Source organism: Streptomyces sp. NPDC056128, assembly GCF_042263835.1.
GTDB lineage: Bacteria > Actinomycetota > Actinomycetes > Streptomycetales > Streptomycetaceae > Streptomyces.
Genome location: NZ_JBHJVQ010000001.1, coordinates 216,635 through 231,849, shown reverse-complemented (window position 1 = coordinate 231,849; position 15,215 = coordinate 216,635). Strand labels below are relative to the sequence as shown.

General features: G+C 72.3%; 15 protein-coding genes. 10 read left to right on the top strand and 5 right to left on the bottom strand.

The window, feature by feature from the left end; all coding sequences use genetic code 11:
- Positions 1-78: 78 nt before the first annotated feature.
- The 3 genes from ACFC1X_RS01120 to ACFC1X_RS01110 all read left to right on the top strand — a co-directional run bounded on the left by ACFC1X_RS01120 (position 79) and on the right by ACFC1X_RS01110 (position 3,772).
- Positions 79-1,617, top strand: a complete 1,539-nt coding sequence (locus ACFC1X_RS01120) for an IucA/IucC family protein (RefSeq protein WP_376347623.1) — start codon at positions 79-81, stop codon at positions 1,615-1,617.
- A 62-nt stretch (positions 1,618-1,679) separates the two neighbouring features.
- Positions 1,680-2,957: a VWA domain-containing protein gene (locus ACFC1X_RS01115; protein ID WP_376347622.1), complete on the top strand. Its 1,278-nt coding sequence runs from the start codon at positions 1,680-1,682 to the stop codon at positions 2,955-2,957.
- Positions 2,957-3,772, top strand: coding sequence for a hypothetical protein (locus ACFC1X_RS01110; protein WP_376347620.1), 816 nt, complete (start codon positions 2,957-2,959; stop codon positions 3,770-3,772). The genes ACFC1X_RS01115 and ACFC1X_RS01110 overlap by 1 nt, the downstream gene beginning before the upstream one ends.
- Positions 3,773-3,821: 49 nt before the next feature.
- Here the strand turns inward: ACFC1X_RS01110 and ACFC1X_RS01105 are convergent, their stop codons facing one another.
- Positions 3,822-4,466, bottom strand: a complete 645-nt coding sequence (locus tag ACFC1X_RS01105; RefSeq protein WP_376347618.1) for a winged helix-turn-helix transcriptional regulator — start codon at positions 4,464-4,466, stop codon at positions 3,822-3,824.
- An 87-nt stretch (positions 4,467-4,553) separates the two neighbouring features.
- Here ACFC1X_RS01105 and ACFC1X_RS01100 point away from each other — a divergent pair, with 87 nt between their 5' ends.
- Positions 4,554-5,762 (top strand): pyridoxal phosphate-dependent aminotransferase, encoded by a 1,209-nt coding sequence (locus tag ACFC1X_RS01100; protein ID WP_376347617.1) that lies wholly within the window; start codon positions 4,554-4,556, stop codon positions 5,760-5,762.
- 7 nt (positions 5,763-5,769) lie between these two features.
- Here ACFC1X_RS01100 and ACFC1X_RS01095 read toward each other — a convergent pair whose 3' ends face one another.
- Together ACFC1X_RS01095 and ACFC1X_RS01090 are read right to left on the bottom strand one after the other, a co-directional pair.
- Positions 5,770-6,459 carry an ABC transporter ATP-binding protein gene (locus ACFC1X_RS01095; protein WP_376347615.1) on the bottom strand — a complete coding sequence of 230 codons (690 nt, stop codon included), beginning with the start codon at positions 6,457-6,459 and terminating at the stop codon, positions 5,770-5,772.
- Between the two features lie 3 nt (positions 6,460-6,462).
- Positions 6,463-7,902, bottom strand: a complete 1,440-nt coding sequence (locus ACFC1X_RS01090) for an ABC transporter permease (RefSeq protein ID WP_376347614.1) — start codon at positions 7,900-7,902, stop codon at positions 6,463-6,465.
- A 145-nt stretch (positions 7,903-8,047) separates the two neighbouring features.
- On the opposite strand from ACFC1X_RS01090, the gene ACFC1X_RS01085 reads away from it, so the two are divergent.
- The 5 genes from ACFC1X_RS01085 (at position 8,048) to ACFC1X_RS01065 (ending at position 11,805) form a co-directional block, all read left to right on the top strand.
- On the top strand, positions 8,048-8,710 hold the full coding sequence (locus ACFC1X_RS01085; RefSeq protein WP_376347612.1) for a response regulator transcription factor: 663 nt from the start codon (positions 8,048-8,050) through the stop codon (positions 8,708-8,710).
- Entirely contained in the window at positions 8,707-9,966 is a 1,260-nt protein-coding gene (locus tag ACFC1X_RS01080) for an ATP-binding protein (protein WP_376347610.1), read from the top strand. Before ACFC1X_RS01085 ends, ACFC1X_RS01080 begins: the two co-directional genes overlap by 4 nt.
- 9 nt (positions 9,967-9,975) lie before the next feature.
- Complete coding sequence (locus tag ACFC1X_RS01075) at positions 9,976-10,575, top strand: histidine phosphatase family protein (protein WP_376347608.1); 600 nt, start codon at positions 9,976-9,978, stop codon at positions 10,573-10,575.
- A 50-nt stretch (positions 10,576-10,625) separates the two neighbouring features.
- A complete protein-coding gene (locus tag ACFC1X_RS01070) occupies positions 10,626-11,276 on the top strand; it encodes a hypothetical protein (RefSeq protein ID WP_376347606.1) in 651 nt (216 codons plus the stop codon).
- Positions 11,277-11,382: 106 nt separating this feature from the next.
- Positions 11,383-11,805, top strand: coding sequence for an acyl-CoA thioesterase (locus tag ACFC1X_RS01065; protein ID WP_376347604.1), 423 nt, complete (start codon positions 11,383-11,385; stop codon positions 11,803-11,805).
- Between the two features lie 15 nt (positions 11,806-11,820).
- On the opposite strand, the gene ACFC1X_RS01060 is transcribed toward ACFC1X_RS01065, so the two are convergent.
- Entirely contained in the window at positions 11,821-12,222 is a 402-nt protein-coding gene (locus ACFC1X_RS01060; RefSeq protein ID WP_376347602.1) for a winged helix-turn-helix transcriptional regulator, read from the bottom strand.
- Positions 12,223-12,320: 98 nt separating this feature from the next.
- On the opposite strand from ACFC1X_RS01060, the gene ACFC1X_RS01055 reads away from it, so the two are divergent.
- Positions 12,321-13,760, top strand: coding sequence for an MFS transporter (locus ACFC1X_RS01055; protein WP_376347600.1), 1,440 nt, complete (start codon positions 12,321-12,323; stop codon positions 13,758-13,760).
- A 46-nt stretch (positions 13,761-13,806) separates the two neighbouring features.
- On the opposite strand, the gene ACFC1X_RS01050 is transcribed toward ACFC1X_RS01055, so the two are convergent.
- On the bottom strand, positions 13,807-15,210 hold the full coding sequence (locus ACFC1X_RS01050) for a nucleobase:cation symporter-2 family protein (protein ID WP_376347598.1): 1,404 nt from the start codon (positions 15,208-15,210) through the stop codon (positions 13,807-13,809).
- Positions 15,211-15,215: the final 5 nt, after the last annotated feature.

Here is a 15,215-nt window from a genome sequence, read left to right as displayed (position 1 = left end):
CGATCAGTATGTCTGTAGACGTCCGGTCCGTAGTCGTCCCTCCGCCTGCCGTCGTACCCGTACCCGAGGAGCCCGCCCGTGCACCGTCCCAGCAGCACAGAGGCCGAGGTCGCCGACGAGCTGGCGGCCGTCCGCCCCGCTCTGGCCGACCGGTTCGCCGCCGAGCGGCCGGGCGCCCGCGCGGCCGTGCTGTCCCGGCTGTGGCGTGCGTTCGCCCATGAGCCGCTGCCCTGGATCGCGGGCCGGGAGCCCGCCGGGGACGGACTGGTGCTGCGCCTCGGGGACGGCCGGCGGCTGACCGGCCCTGCGGCCGACCCGTACCGCACGGACGCGTACGCCCCGGTCGTCCACCTCGACGAGGTCGCGTACGACGATCCGGAGCGGCTGATGACCGACCTCGCCGTAGCGCACTCCGCCGGGTTCGCCGCCGAACTCGGGCACAGTGTCGGTTCGTTGGCGCTGTCGCGCGCCGGGCAGCCGCGGGCGGTGGGCGGGGCGGCGCCGGACAATCACCCGGACAATCACCCGGACGAGTGGCCGGAGACCGACTGGGGCTGGGAGCGGCGCGTGGTCGACGGGCATCCCTACCACCCCGGCTGCCGTTCGCGGCCGGGCTTCTCGGTGGCGGAGCAGCTCGCGTACGGGCCCGAGCACGGGCCGGTGGTGGAGCTGGGCCTGGTGCCGGTCCCGGCGGCCGAGTGCCTGGTGACGGGGTCGTGGCCGCGGGAGCTGCGGGACGGGCCGGCGGTGCTGGTGCCGGTGCATCCGTGGCAGGCGGCGCACGTGCTCAAGCGGCCCTGCGAGGAGGGGATCGCCGCGCACCCGCTGATGTCCCTGCGGACACTGGCCGTGCCCGGCGGACCGCACGTCAAGACCGCGCTCAGCGCCCGCCTGACGTCCTCGGTGCGGGACATCTCGGTCGCCTCGGTCGGCGCGTCGGCGGACGTGTCCCACTTCGGGCAGGAGCTGGCGGCGCGCCTGGACGGGCTGCTGCACGTCACCGGCACCCTGGGCGCGGTGGCCGCCGGCTCCCCCGACCTGGCCGCCGTACTGCGCGAGTCGCCGCGGGAGTACGCAGGTCCCGGCGAGCACGTGGTGCCGGTGGCCGCGCTGGCGGGCACCGGGCTGTCCGGGTCGCCCGGGTGGCAGGCGGCGTTCGCACGGCTCGCGCTCGGCGTGGGGCTGCGCCTGCTGGAGCTGGGCGTGGCCCTGGAGGCGCACGGGCAGAACCTGCTCGTGCTGCTCTCCCCGACCGGCGAACCGCTGCGCCTGGTCTACCGCGACCTGGCCGACATCCGCGTCAGCCCGGCCCGCCTGGCCCGGCACGCCATCGCCGTCCCGCCGCTGCCCGCGCGGATGCTCACCGACGATCCGGTGGCGCTGCGGCGCAAGTTGTTCGGTTCACTGGTGGGCGGCGCGCTGGCGGCGACGGCGGGTTCCGGTGCGGTGCTGGGCAAGGCGCTGGAGGAGGCGGTACGCGAACTGCCGCGTACCCCCGACGTCCTGGCCCTGAGCGACGAACCGCTGCCGGTGAAGTCGCTGACTTTGATGCGTACTTCGCCGGGGACCAGCGGGGATCTGTGGACGGAGCTGCCCAATCCGCTGCACGCGGGGTGAAGTCGGGGCGTCGTGGCGGTCTCGTTTTGGAGCCCGGCATCAGTGATCAATAAGATCCGCCGATGATCACAAGAACACGGCTGGCGGCGGGCACCTGTGCCCTGCTCGCCGCGCTGACGGCCGGGTTGGCGTTCCCGGCCGGAGCGGTGGCCGGTGAACCCACGGGTGAGGACGCGCCGAAGGTCGACCTCGTGCTCGACGTCAGCGGGTCGATGCGGACGCGGGACATCGACGGCGGCACCCGGATGGCCGCGGCGAAGCGGGCGTTCAACGAGGTGCTGGACGCGACGCCCGAAGAGGTGCAGCTCGGCATCCGCACGCTCGGCGCCGATTACCCGGGCGACGACCGCAGGACGGGCTGCAAGGACACCGCGCAGCTCTACCCGGTGGGCCCGCTGGACCGCACCGAGGCGAAGACGGCGGTGGCCACGCTGGCGCCCACCGGCTGGACGCCGATCGGCCCCGCGCTGCTCGAGGCGGCCGACGACCTCGACGGCGGCGCCGGGTCCAAGCGGATCGTGCTGATCAGCGACGGCGAGGACACCTGCGCCCCGCTCGACCCCTGCGAGGTGGCCCGCGAGATCGCCGCCAAGGGCATCGGGCTGACCATCGACACGCTGGGCCTGGTCCCCAACGCGAAGATGCGGCAGCAGCTCAGCTGCATCGCCGAGGCGACCGGCGGCACGTACACGTCGGTCGAGCACACCGACGAACTGACCGAGAAGGTCAACCAGTTGGTGGACCGCGCGGCCGACCCGGTGGTGACGCCGGTCGCCACCGAGGGCGCGGACTCCTGCGCGAAGGCGCCGACGCTGAAGTCGGGTCTGTACACCGACCGCGCGGAGTTCGGCGGGCAGCGCTGGTACCGGGTCGACGTGGCGCCCGGCGAGGAGTTGCGCGCCTCGGTGAGCGTGGGTGCCGACCGGGCCGTGAACCCGTCCCACGGCGTGCTGCTGCGGGCGGTGACCGCGCACGGGCGCGAGATCGTGCGCGGCGAGGCGGCGGGCGACGGCCGCACCGACGTGCTCTCGACGGGGCTGCGGTACCCGAAGGCGGAGAGCGACTCCGACGACGACTCGGCCGACGCGGCGGCCGAGGCCGTGTGCCTCCAGGTCACCCACTCCTTCTCCGTCGCCTCCGGCGTGAAGACCACGCCCGGTCTGCCGCTGGAGCTGACCGTCGACGTCGTGGACGCCCCGAGTGACGCCGACGACGTGGCCTCCTTCGGTCTCGGCCGGGGCTGGTGGCTGCTCGGCGTGCTGGTGCTCGTCGGCTTCCTCGCCGGTCTGCTGTGGGGCTGGCTGTCGCGCTGGCGGTTCGCGGTCTGGAGGACCAACTGATGCGTTTCACGCGAGCGTTGAGTGCGGCGGTGCTGCTGCTGGGACTCGCCGCGGCCCCCGCGGCGGCCGGCCCCTCGCCCTCCGCGAGCCCGGCGGACGACGGTGGCGCGCCAACCGAGGCGGGTACGTCGTTCCGTACGGCGGCCGAGATCGAGCAAGGCCAGCGGGCCACGGCGAACGGCTCCGCGGGCGACTACCTGTACTGGTCGTTCCCCGCCGACGCCGGCCAACGGCCCACCGTACGGGCCACGGTGAAGCTGCCCGAGACGCACGAGGCGCAGACCTGGCGGATCGACGTGTACGACGGTCTGCGCCGCCGCCAGGCCTGCCAGTGGGGCGCCGAGAACCGCACCGCCGCCGCGGACGCCTCCGACCTGCGGCTGGCCTGCGTGCTGCGCACGGTGCGCGCCTGGTCGGAGCCGTGGGCCAACGACCCGCTGCCGGGCACGTACTACGTCCGGCTGACGGCGGTGAACCTGCCGACGTCCGACCTCGGCGTCCCGGTCGGCACCGAGGTGCGGGTGGACTCGAAGGACATGGGCGGGGCCGCGGCGGTCGACGGCTCGCTCGCCGAGCCCCTGGTGCCGGGCGTCGCGGTGTCGTCCGGCAAGGACGACGGGGACGGGGAGGACGGCGAGGAGCGCGGCGCCGTGCTCTCCGCGATCGAGCCGGAGGACGGCTGGTCGTCGGGCTGGTGGTCGGACCGCTGGGTGTGGACCGGCGTCGGCGCCGTACTGGCCGCGCTCGCGGGCATCGGCGGCTACGCGCTGACCCGCGGCTCGGGCCGGCCGTCCCGGGTGCCGCCGACGGCCTGACATGTACTCAGGAGGCCCGCCCCACACACGGGGTGGGTCTCCTGGCGTCTCACCCCTCGCGCAGCGCCTTGGCCGCCGTGCCGTCGCCGGTGACCTCGACCAGGCCCTCCCGCACCGCCTCCCGCAGCCCGGTCTCACCGCGGCTCAGCGCCGCGCACGTCCCGGCGTCCAGCACCAGCCGGGCGTCGGGTTCGCCGGGCGCCGGCCCGTCGCCGTACACGGGGCCGTCGTCGCCCCGCGCACCGGCGTGCAGGTGGAAGTCGCCCTCCTCCAGCCGGACCTCGACCAGCCCCTCCGCCGCCCCGGCCGCCCTGAGGGCGCGCAGCAGGGGCAGGGCGAACCAGTGCGCCCGCAGGGCGTCCGTGGGCCGCCGCTCCCCCAGCTCGCCCGCGCCCCACGCGCCGAGGGCCTCAAGGACCGGCAGCAACTCGCGCCCCCGCGCGGTGAGTTCGTAGACGTACGCCGCTCCGGGCGGCGGCAGCCTGCGCCGGGTCGTCAGCCCCTCGCGCTCCATGTCCTTCAGCCGTGAGGCGAGTACGTCGGTGCTGACGCCGGGCAGGTCGGCGTGCAGGTCGGTGTAGCGCCGCGGCCCGGCGAGCAGCTCCCGGACGATCAGCAGGGTCCAGCGGTCGCCGACGGCGTCGAGCGCGCGGGCGGCGGAACAGTACTGGTCGTAGCTTCGGCGAGGTGACATGCGACGCAGTGTAGACAAGTTGTTGGACTTTCCAAGCTCCTACTTGGTAAAACCAAGCAACACCAGATACCGGAGGGGAAGCGGCGCATGGAGTTCCGGCAGTCGAACAAGCTCAGCGAGGTCTGCTACGAGATCCGCGGCCCGGTCATCGAGCACGCCGACGCGCTGGAGGAGGCGGGGCACAGCGTGCTGCGGCTCAACACCGGCAACCCGGCCCTCTTCGGCTTCGAGGCGCCGGAGGAGATCCTCCAGGACATGATCCGCATGCTGCCGCGGGCGCACGGATACACGGACTCGCGCGGCGTCCTCTCCGCCCGCCGCGCCGTGGCCCAGCGCTACCAGACGCTCGGCCTGGAGGTGGACGTGGACGACGTCTTCCTCGGCAACGGCGTCTCGGAGCTGGTCTCCATGGCCGTACAGGCGCTGCTGGAGGACGGCGACGAAGTCCTGATCCCCGCCCCCGACTTCCCCCTCTGGACGGCGGTGACCACCCTGGCGGGCGGCAAGGCGGTGCACTACCTCTGCGACGAGCAGGCCGAGTGGTACCCGGACCTGGCCGACATGGAGTCGAAGATCACCGACCGCACCAAGGCGGTCGTCATCATCAACCCCAACAACCCCACCGGCGCGGTCTATCCCAAGGAGATCGTCGAGGGCATCCTCGACCTCGCCCGGCGGCACGGCCTGATGGTCTTCGCCGACGAGATCTACGACCAGATCCTCTACGACGACGCCGTGCACCACTCGGCCGCCGCCCTCGCCCCCGACCTGGTGGTCCTCACCTTCTGCGGGCTCTCCAAGACGTACCGGGTGGCGGGCTTCCGCTCCGGCTGGCTGGTCGTCACGGGCCCCAGGCAGCACGCCAAGGACTACCTGGAGGGCCTGACGATGCTGGCCTCCATGCGCCTGTGCGCCAACGCGCCCGCGCAGTACGCCATCCAGGCCGCGCTCGGCGGCCGCCAGTCGATCCGCGAGCTGACGGCCCCGGGCGGAAGGCTGCGCGAACAGCGTGACGTGGCCTGGGAGAAGCTGAACGAGATCCCGGGCGTCTCCTGTGTGAAGCCCAAGGGCGCGCTGTACGCGTTCCCGCGCATCGATCCGAAGGTTCACGGCATCCACGACGACGAGAGGTTCGTCCTGGACCTGCTGCTGCGCGAGAAGATCCAGGTGGTCCAGGGCACCGGCTTCAACTGGCCGAGCCCCGACCACTTCCGCATCCTCACGCTGCCCCACGCGGACGACCTGGAGGCGGCCATCGGGCGGATCGGCCGGTTCCTGGGCGGGTACCGGCAGTAGCGGCCGCTCAGATCCTCGTCAGCTTGCCGCGCTTGAGGCGGATCACCTCGTCCGACGCGTCCGCGACCGCCCGCGAGTGGGTCACCAGGATCACGCACTTGCCCTCGTCGTGCGCCAGCTTCCGGAACACCTCGATGATCCCGTCGGCGGTGTCCTGGTCGAGGCTGCCGGTGGGCTCGTCGGCGAAGAGGATGTCGACCTCGCAGGCGAGCGCCCGGGCGATGGCCACCCGCTGCTGCTGACCGCCGGACAGCTCCAGCGTCCTGCGGTTCCGGTCGGCCGCCTCCACCCCGAGCAGGCCCAGGAGTTCGACGGCGCGCTGCCTCTTCCGGACGCCCCTCACCCCGGTGATCTCCATCGCGGAGGTGATGTTCTGGACGGCCGTCATGTAGGTGAGCAGGTTCAACGACTGGAAGACCGTGGCCGCGTGGCGGTTGCGGTACCGGCCGAGGCCGATCTCCGAGACGTCCCGGCCGCGGAAGCTGACACTGCCCGCGGTCGGTGAGTCGAGGCCGGCGGCGATCGACAGGAGGGTGGTCTTGCCGCTGCCGGAGGGGCCGATGACGGAGTACATCCTGCCCTCCTCGAAGGAGTGGTCGACGTCCTTGAGGACGGTGCGGCGGCTGTTGCCGGACTGGTGGACGCGGCTCACTCCGGACAGCCGCAGGACCGGGGTGGTCGCCTCGGTGGTGGCCATGTCTCAGTCGCCCTTCGTGAGGATGTCGCGCGGGTTCAGGCGCAGGATCCGGGTGCCGGGAACGATCGTGGCCAGGGCGGCGATGCCGAGGCCGGTGGCGCCGACGGCGCCGATGTCGTCCGCGCCCAGTTCGATGTCCATCGAGTCGACGGGCTCGGCCTCGCCCGTGTCCTCGTTGCTGAGTCCCGTGGGGTCGGACGGGTCACGTTGCGGGCCCTCGTCCGCCGCGGCGTCCTTGGCCGACGAGACCTGGTCGGAGAGCAGGCGGTCGCCGATGGCCTGGGCGACGAACTGGCTGCCGGCGGCCGCGAAGCCGACGGCCAGGACCGCGCAGCCGACGACCTCCACCAGGTGCTGGCCGAGCAGCTTGGGCTTCTTCTCGCCGAGGGAGAGCAGGATGCCCATCTCCTTGCGCCGCTCCCGCATGTTCGAGGCGATGATCAGCGCGAGGATGACGGTGCCCGCGACCGCGACGAGCCATACGGTGACCGAGGCGAAGTCGGCGGTCTTGTTGATGGGGCCGACCATCGTCTTGTACGCCTTGTCGTTGACGCTCAGCGGGAAGATCTCGATGTCGATGCCGGCCGCTTCCGCGTCCTTCTTCAGCCGGCCCAGGTCGTCCGGGTCGCGCAGGGTGAAGGTGGCGTCCCTGAGGGCGGCTCCGTCGGCGGTCGGTTCCTTGCCCTGCAGCCGGGTCGCGCCCTCCGGGGTGACGTAGACCTGGTTCGCCGGGTCGGCTACCGCCGGTACGTAGGAGCCGGTGTCGGCGGTGTTGTTCCTGAAGACACCGGCGACCGTGAACTCGACCTCCTTGGTGCTCATGCCGCCCTTCTCGGGGTCGATCTCGCCGACCCTGAGCTTGATCCGGTCGCCGACCTTGAGACCGTTGTCCTCGGCCACCCGTTCCTCGACGACGATCGCGTCGCTCTCGCTGTCCCGTTCGAGTCCGGAACCGGAGACGATCTTCGAGTCGCCGTTGCGGAACTCCTTGACCGAGTCGAGGTCACGGACACCGGCCGCCCTGAAGAGGTCGGTGCCCATCGTGTCCTGCCCGGCCGGCGGCTCACCCTGCCGGTGCAGCGCGACCTGGTCCGTGGGGGCAGCGCCGCTGTCCACGGTGTAGTTGCACGCCGCCACGACCGGCGACCCGCAGACCTTGTCGACCAGCTTGCTGCGCAGGTCACCACCGGGCCCGATGGTGCCCGGCTGGGCGCCGCCGCCCTGCGACGCGCCGCCCGAGTTGATCAGTGCATCGACGTCCAGCTGCATCGTGGCCACCGCGCCCACGCTGCTCTTGGCCGAGTCGGCGGCGCGGGCCGCGGCGGACCGGATCAGGAACCCGGACAGGACCAGGGTGCAGATGACGGAGAACAGGCCGACGAGCATGACCGTCTTGCCCGGATGGCCGCGCAGCCGCCACCAGGCTCGTTTGAACAGATTCATGAGATCCACGCTAGGAGCGGGGGGCTTTGAGGGGTGTTTGCCGGATCCGGCGGGTACCGGGCCGCTCATACACGGATCAAATGCGCGGCTTGAGAGAATCGATCCGGTACTGGGTGAGAGTCGTGGGAAGCGAAGGTTGTCGAGGGTGCGGGTGCTGGTGGTCGAGGACGAGGAGTACATGGCGCGGGTCCTGGAGATGGGACTGCGCCGGGAGGCCGTGGCGGTCGACGTGGTGCACGACGGGACCACGGCCCTGGAGCGGGTCACCGTCTACGACTACGACGCGGTGGTCCTCGACCGTGACCTGCCCGGCGTGCACGGCGACGAGGTGTGCCGCCGGATCGTGGCCATGGACCTGGGGTGCCGCATCCTGATGCTGACCGCCGCCGGGCGGCTCGGGGACAAGGTCGAGGGTCTGGGCCTGGGCGCCGACGACTATCTCGCCAAACCCTTCGACTTCCCCGAGCTGGTCGCCCGGCTGCGTGCCCTGTACCGGCGCAGCCCCACGGCCCACGCCCCCGTCCTCACCTTCGCCGACGTGCGCCTGGACACCGACCGCCGCAGGGTGACCCGCGCGGGCGCCGAGATCCGCCTCACCCCGAAGGAACTCACCGTCCTGGAGCTGTTGATGCGGGCCGACGGCGGGGTGCTGAGTGCCGAGTACTTCCTGGACAAGGCGTGGAACGCGTACACCGACTCCTCCACCAACGCGGTGCGCCTGGTCGTGCACACCCTGCGCCGGAAGCTGGGCGACCCGCAGCTGGTGCGGACCGCGATCAGCGCCGGCTACTACCTGGGGACCGAGTGAACCGCGTCCGCCGTCCCCGTCGCCCCCGGGCCCTGGGCATCCACGCCCGTCTCTACCTCGGCTTCGGGGCGGTGCTCGGCGTGTGCGCCACGCTGATGGTCGCGATCACCTACGTCGGGATGCGCTTCCTGCCGACGTACGACCTCAGCAAGACCGTGGTCGTCCCCGCCGGCTCCGCGGACACCCGGCCCCCGCGCGGGACCGTCGACGCGCTGCCCACGGGCGGGGCGAGCCCCGACATCCAGCAGGGCTCCAAGACCATGAACCTCGGCGACATCTCCAGCAAGGAGGACGTCTGGAACACGGTCCTGCTGGTGTCCGTCGGCGGCGTGGTGCTGGTGACGGCCCTGGGACTCGGCGCCGGATGGCTGCTCACCAGGCGGCTGCTCACGCCGCTGCACACCATCGGCGAGGCCGCGGCCAAGGCGGCGGACGGCAATCTGAAGGACCGGATCGACGCACGGGGGCCGGAGGACGAGCTGAAGCGGCTCGCCGACACCTTCGACACGATGCTGGCCCGGCTGGAGGAGTCGTTCACCGCGCACCAGCGGTTCGCCGCGAACGCCTCGCACGAGCTGCTCACCCCGCTGGCCACCACCCGGGCCGCCCTCCAGGTCGTCGGGGACGAACCCACCCCCGCGGAGTTCGCCGAGCTGGTGCCGCTGCTGCGGGAGACCAACGAGCGCAACATCAGCGTCGTACGCGCCCTGCTCGACCTGGCCGGGGCGGGCCTCGGCCCCTTCGACCCGGACCCGGTGGACCTCGCCGGGCTGGTGGAGCTGGCGTCGGCCGAGCGCGCCGGGCGGGCGGCGGCCCTCGGTGTCCGCCTGGACGTGGACACCGGTGACGGCCGTGAGCTTCACGAGGTCACCGGCAACGCCACCCTGCTGCGGCAGCTCGTCCTCAACCTCCTCGACAACGCGCTCGCCCACAACGTGCCCGAGAACGGCAGCGTCCAGGTCTGCGTCTTCCGGGAAGGGGCGGCGCGGGGGGTGGTGCTGGAGGTCGAGAACACCGGCCCGCCGGTCGACGAGGCCGTGCTGGACCGGCTCTTCGAACCCTTCTACCGGGCCCGGCCCCGGGTCGGAAGCGACCGCTCGGGCCACGGTCTCGGCCTGGCCATCGTCCAGTCGATCGCCTCGGCCCACCACGGCAGGGCCACGGCGGCGGCGAACCTCCGGGGCGGGCTCACGGTGCGGATCGAGCTGCCGGCCGCGGCCGAGGTCCGCGAGGCCGCGGCCTGCCCGGGACCGTAGCCTGGAGACATGGGTGATCTTTTTCTGGTCCGGCACGGCGAGACCGAGTGGTCGCGGTCGGGCCGGCACACCGGGCTGACGGACGTGCCGCTGACCGAGCACGGGCGGGAGCAGGCGCGGAGTCTGGTGCCGCTGATCCGCTCGCACCGGATCGGGGCCGCCTTCGTCAGCCCCTTCCAGCGGGCCCGGGAGACGGCGGAGCTGATCGGACTGCACGAGGTGCGGGTCGACCCGGATCTGCACGAGTGGGACTACGGCGGGTACGAGGGGATCACGACGGTCGAGATCCACCGGTCCCGTCCGGACTGGTTCCTGTTCAGCGACGGGGTCGTGCCCGGGCCGCCGGAGCATCCCGGGGAGTCCCCGGAGCAGGTCGGGGAGCGGGCGGACCGGGTGCTGGCCCGGGTGGAGGCGGCGTTCGCGAACACCGAGGGGTGCGTGGTGGTGGTCGCGCACGGGCACTTCCTGCGGGTGCTGACCGCACGGCACCTGGGGCTGCCGCCCTCGCACGGGGCGCTGTTCCAGCTGGGCACCGGGACCCTGTGCCGACTGGGCACGGAGCACGCGCGGCCGGTGATCGCCGCGTGGAATGTCAGACCCCCGTCGTAGTGTTCGAAGCGTCACCGAAGGCGTCACCGGTGAGGGGAAGGGAGGACGCCATGGCACTGTCGCCCACCGCCGCGCAGCGGCGGGTCATCGACGCCGCCGATCCCGCCACCGGGCGTCTCAGGGGGTCGGAGACGCAGCTGGCGGCGCTGGTGAAGCGGGGGCTCGCCTTCCGGCACCCGCGCCCGCCGCACGACCACTTCCTGACTCCGGCCGGGCACCGGATACGGGACGCGGTCGCCGAGCCGGACCCACCGGGAAGACCGGAGCCCGCTCCGGCCGCCGAGTCCGACGGGGGCGTGTTCGCCGCCCGGGTGGGCGGGGAGGAGGACGTGCCGGAGCGTACGGGACCCGCCCGGCTGCGCGAGGTGCGCGGCGCCTGGCAGGGACTGCTCGAATTACGCCGGATGACGCGCCCCGACGGCGGTACGGAGCTGCCCTGCGCGTGGGAGCGGACCCACCTGGTGCGGGCCGCCGCCCTCGCGCTGGAGGCGGCCGGGCACCGTCCGGCGGGCCCGGAGGGCGACGACGGGTACCGGGTGCGCGCGACCCCGCAGCCGGAGGCCGTCGCCGTGCACGAGCCGGACGACACCGCGCGGCGGGCTTGCGCGCAGACCCTGGAGCGGGCGGGGTGGCAGGTCGGCGAGCACACCGAGCCACGCACCCGGGCCCGTTACCTGCTGGCCTCCCCACGGAAGGTGTGACGCTCCCCCGCCGTGCCAGGATCGACCGGTCAGTACGTCCACGAGCCAGTACGTCCACAAGTCCGTACGTACAAGATCCGTACGCACAAGAGGAGAGGCAGCAGCGGTGAGTGAGCCGTTTTCCGTACCCGTGACGGTCCGCGGGTACGAGACCGACACCCAGGGCCATCTCAACCAGGCCGTGTACCTGAACTACGCCGAGCACGCCCGCTGGTCGCTGCTCAGCGCGGCCGGCATCCGGCAGGCCGATCTGGTCGCCCGCGGCGTGGGACCGGTCGCCCTGGAGACGACCATCCGCTTCCAGCGCGAACTGCTCGCCGGGGACGAGGTCGAGGTGACCTGCGCGTTCGAGTGGGGCGAGGGCAAGACCTTCCGCATCCACCAGATCATCCGCAAGCCGGACGGCACCGTGGCCGCCGAAGTGGAGGGCGTCGGCGGCCTCATGGACCTACGAGCACGCAAGCTGGTGACCGATCCGCGGGAGCGGTTCAAGGAACTGGCCGCGGATCCGGGGCTGTTCGGGCTCTAGGAACCCGGCGCGGCGTCAGGCGTCCAGCAGGTCCGGGCGGTGCTCGGTGTCGTAGGACGCGCGGGCCTCGGCGATGTACAGCCGGTTGCGCTCGGCCCAGGCCGTGAGCTGCTGCAGCGACTCGTGCAGTTCGCGCGCCACGGGCGTCAGCTCGTACTCCACCTTCGGCGGCACCGTGAGGTGGACGGTGCGGGTGACGAGGCCGTCACGCTCCAGGTTGCGCAGGGTCAGGGTCAGCATGCGGCGGCTGATGCCCTCGATGCCGCGCTCCAGTTCCGTGAAGCGGATCGGGCCATGTGCCGCCGCCACCAGGATCTGGACGCTCCATTTGCCCGCGACCCTGTCAAGAACCTCGCGGACCGGGCACGCGTGCGCGTTCACGACCTGGGAGGTAACACCGGTGTTCCTCTGGGACATCGAACTTCCTCCTTACGCCGGCCTCCAGGGTTACCCACGATGGCCTCCGTTACAAGTCGTGCACCAAGAGGCATGCGGAGAGCGGAGGCCACGTCGCCATGACGACCACGATCGAGTCCCCAGCGCCACCACGAAGCAGCACGCACTCGCGCTGGTGGTCGCTCGTCGTCCTGTGCGCGGGCGCCCTGATGACCATCCTGGACGGCAACATCGTCACCGTCGCGATGCCCGCCATCCAGGCCGACCTCGGCTTCAGCGGCCCGGGGCTGGCCTGGGTGGTCAACGCCTACCTCATCCCGTTCGGCGGTCTCCTGCTGCTGGCGGGCCGGCTCGGCGACCTGGTGGGCCGCAGACGGATGTTCACCACGGGGCTGGCCCTGTTCACCGTGGCGTCCGTGATGTGCGGGGTGGCCACCGGCCAGGGGATGCTCATCGCCGCGCGTGCCGTCCAGGGTGCCGGCGGTGCGATGACCATGGCCGTAGTGCTCGGCATGGTGGTCGCGCTCTTCCCCGAACCCTCCGAACGTGCCCGGGCGATCGCGGTGTTCAGCGCGGTCGGTGCCGCGGGCGGGGCGCTCGGCACCTTTCTCGGCGGGGCCCTGACCGAGGCGCTGAACTGGCACTGGATCTTTCTGATCAACCTGCCGATCGGCGTCGTCGCGTGGCTGGCGGCGGTCCGGGTCCTCGCCCCGGACGACGCCGCCGACGCGGGCCGGGGTGCCGACTACCCGGGTGCGGCGCTGGTCACCGGTGCGTTGATGCTGACGGTGTACACGATCATCGGCGCCGGTGCGCACGGCTCGTCCACCACGGTCCTCCTGGCGGGGCTCGCGCTCGCGCTGTTCGCCGCTTTCGGCGTCCGCCAGGCATGGGCCGCCCGCCCACTGCTCCGGCTGCGACTGTTCCGCTCCAGGCTGCTGGCCGGCGCGAACGCCGTGCAGGTGCTGATGGTCGCGACGATGTACGGCTTCCAGTTCATCGGCGCCCTGTACCTGCAAAGGGTGCTGGGGTACGGCGAGTTGGCGACCGGTACCGCGTTCCTGCCCGCGCCGGTGGCGATCGGGGTGCTGATGCTTGGTTGGTCGGCCCGTGCGGTCGGCCGGTTCGGGGCGTACCGCGTGCTGCTGGCCGGGCTGGCGCTGATCGTGGCCGGGCTGACGCTGCTGAGCCGGGCCCCGGTCGACGGCGCGTACCTCGCCGATGTACTGCCACCGATGCTGCTGCTCGCCGTCGGGTTCGCCGCGGCGATGCCCGCGCTGACGGGGCTGGCGATGACCGGGGTGCGGGAGGAGGACGCGGGGCTGGCGTCCGGGCTGTTCAACACCACGCAGGTGGTGGGCGGTTCGCTGGGGCTCGCGGTGCTGTCGACGCTGGCGGCCGCGCGGACCGACGCACTGCTCGGCCAGGGCGCCGGACCGGTGGCGGCCACGGCCGAGGGGTACCAGCTGGCGTTCCGGGTGGCGGTGGCGGTCTCAGTGGGAGCGCTGGTGCTGGCGGCGGTGGTGCTGCGGGAGGGCACGGGCCGGCGTGCCCGATGACGGCGGGGCCGGCGTCCCTCCGGGAGAGGCGCCGGCCCGGTTCGTGTCAGGTGCCCGGGGTGACGGCGTGGCCGCGTTCCCGGGATGACTCGGTGATCTCCTCTCCCGCCTCCATCGGGTGGGTCACGTCCTCCGCCTCCCGTGCCCGGCCGCCGATGTGGTTGAAGAGCAGGTTGAGTACGACGGCGGCCACACAGCCCGTCGAGATGCCCGAGTCCAGGATGATCTTCGCGTTCTCCGGGAACGCGTGGTAGAACTCCGGGGCCGCGATCGGGATGATGCCGACGGCCAGCGAGACCGCCACGATCAGGACGTTGTTGTCCTTGTCGAGGCTCGCCCGGACCAGGGTCTGGATGCCGCTGGCCGCGACGGAGCCGAAGAGCACCACGCCGGCCCCGCCGAGCACGGGCCGGGGGACGACGGCGATCAGCGAGGCGGCCATCGGGCACAGGCCCATCAGCACCAGGAAGCCGCCGCCCACGGCGACGACGTAGCGGCTACGGATCTTCGTCATCGCGACCAGGCCGATGTTCTGTGCGAAGGCGCTGCACATGAAGCCGTTGAAGACCGGGCTGATCGCCGAGCCGAGGGTGTCGGCGCGCAGGCCGGCCGCGATGGTCTTCTCGTCGGCCGGGCGGTCCACGATCTCGCCGAGGGCGAGCATGTCGGCGGTGGACTCGGTCATCGAGACCACCATCACCACGCACATGGAGATGATCGCGGCGATCTGGAACTGCGGGGCACCGAAGTGGAACGGCGTCGGGAAGCCGATGACGTCCGCGTCGGCGACCGGGCCGAAGTCCGTGACGCCGAACGGGATCGCGATGAGCGTGCCCGCGACCAGGCCGAGCAGCACGGCGACCTGCTTGACGAAGCCCCGGGTGAAGCGGCGCAGCAGGAGGACGATGACGAGGGTGATCGCGGCCAGGCCGAGGTTGGTGGCCGAGCCGAAGTCGTCCGCGTCGGGGTTGGATCCCTGCGCCCAGCCGAAGGCCACGGGCAGCAGGGATATGCCTATGAGGGTGATGACGGTGCCGGTGACGACCGGCGGGAAGAAGCGGATCGCCTTGCTGAAGAAGGGCGCGGCGACGAAGCCGAGGAGTCCGGCGACGATGACCGCGCCGAAGATGATCGGCAGCGCGTCGGACTTGTCGTCGGTGGAGGCGACCACGGCGGTCATGGGGGCGACACCCGCGAAGGTGACGCCGTTGACGAACGGCAGCCGGGCGCCGATCTTCCAGATGCCGAGGGTCTGCAGGAAGGTGGCGAGGCCCGCGGTGAACAGGCAGGCGCCGGTGAGGAAGGTGAGTTCGGTGGCGGACAGCCCGATGGCCGCGCCGACGATCAGGGGTGGTGCGACTACTCCGGCGTACATCGCGGCCACGTGTTGCAGGCCGGTCGTCGCCATCTTCAGGGGCGGAAGTTTCTCGTCTACTGGGTGGTCGGCCACGGCGG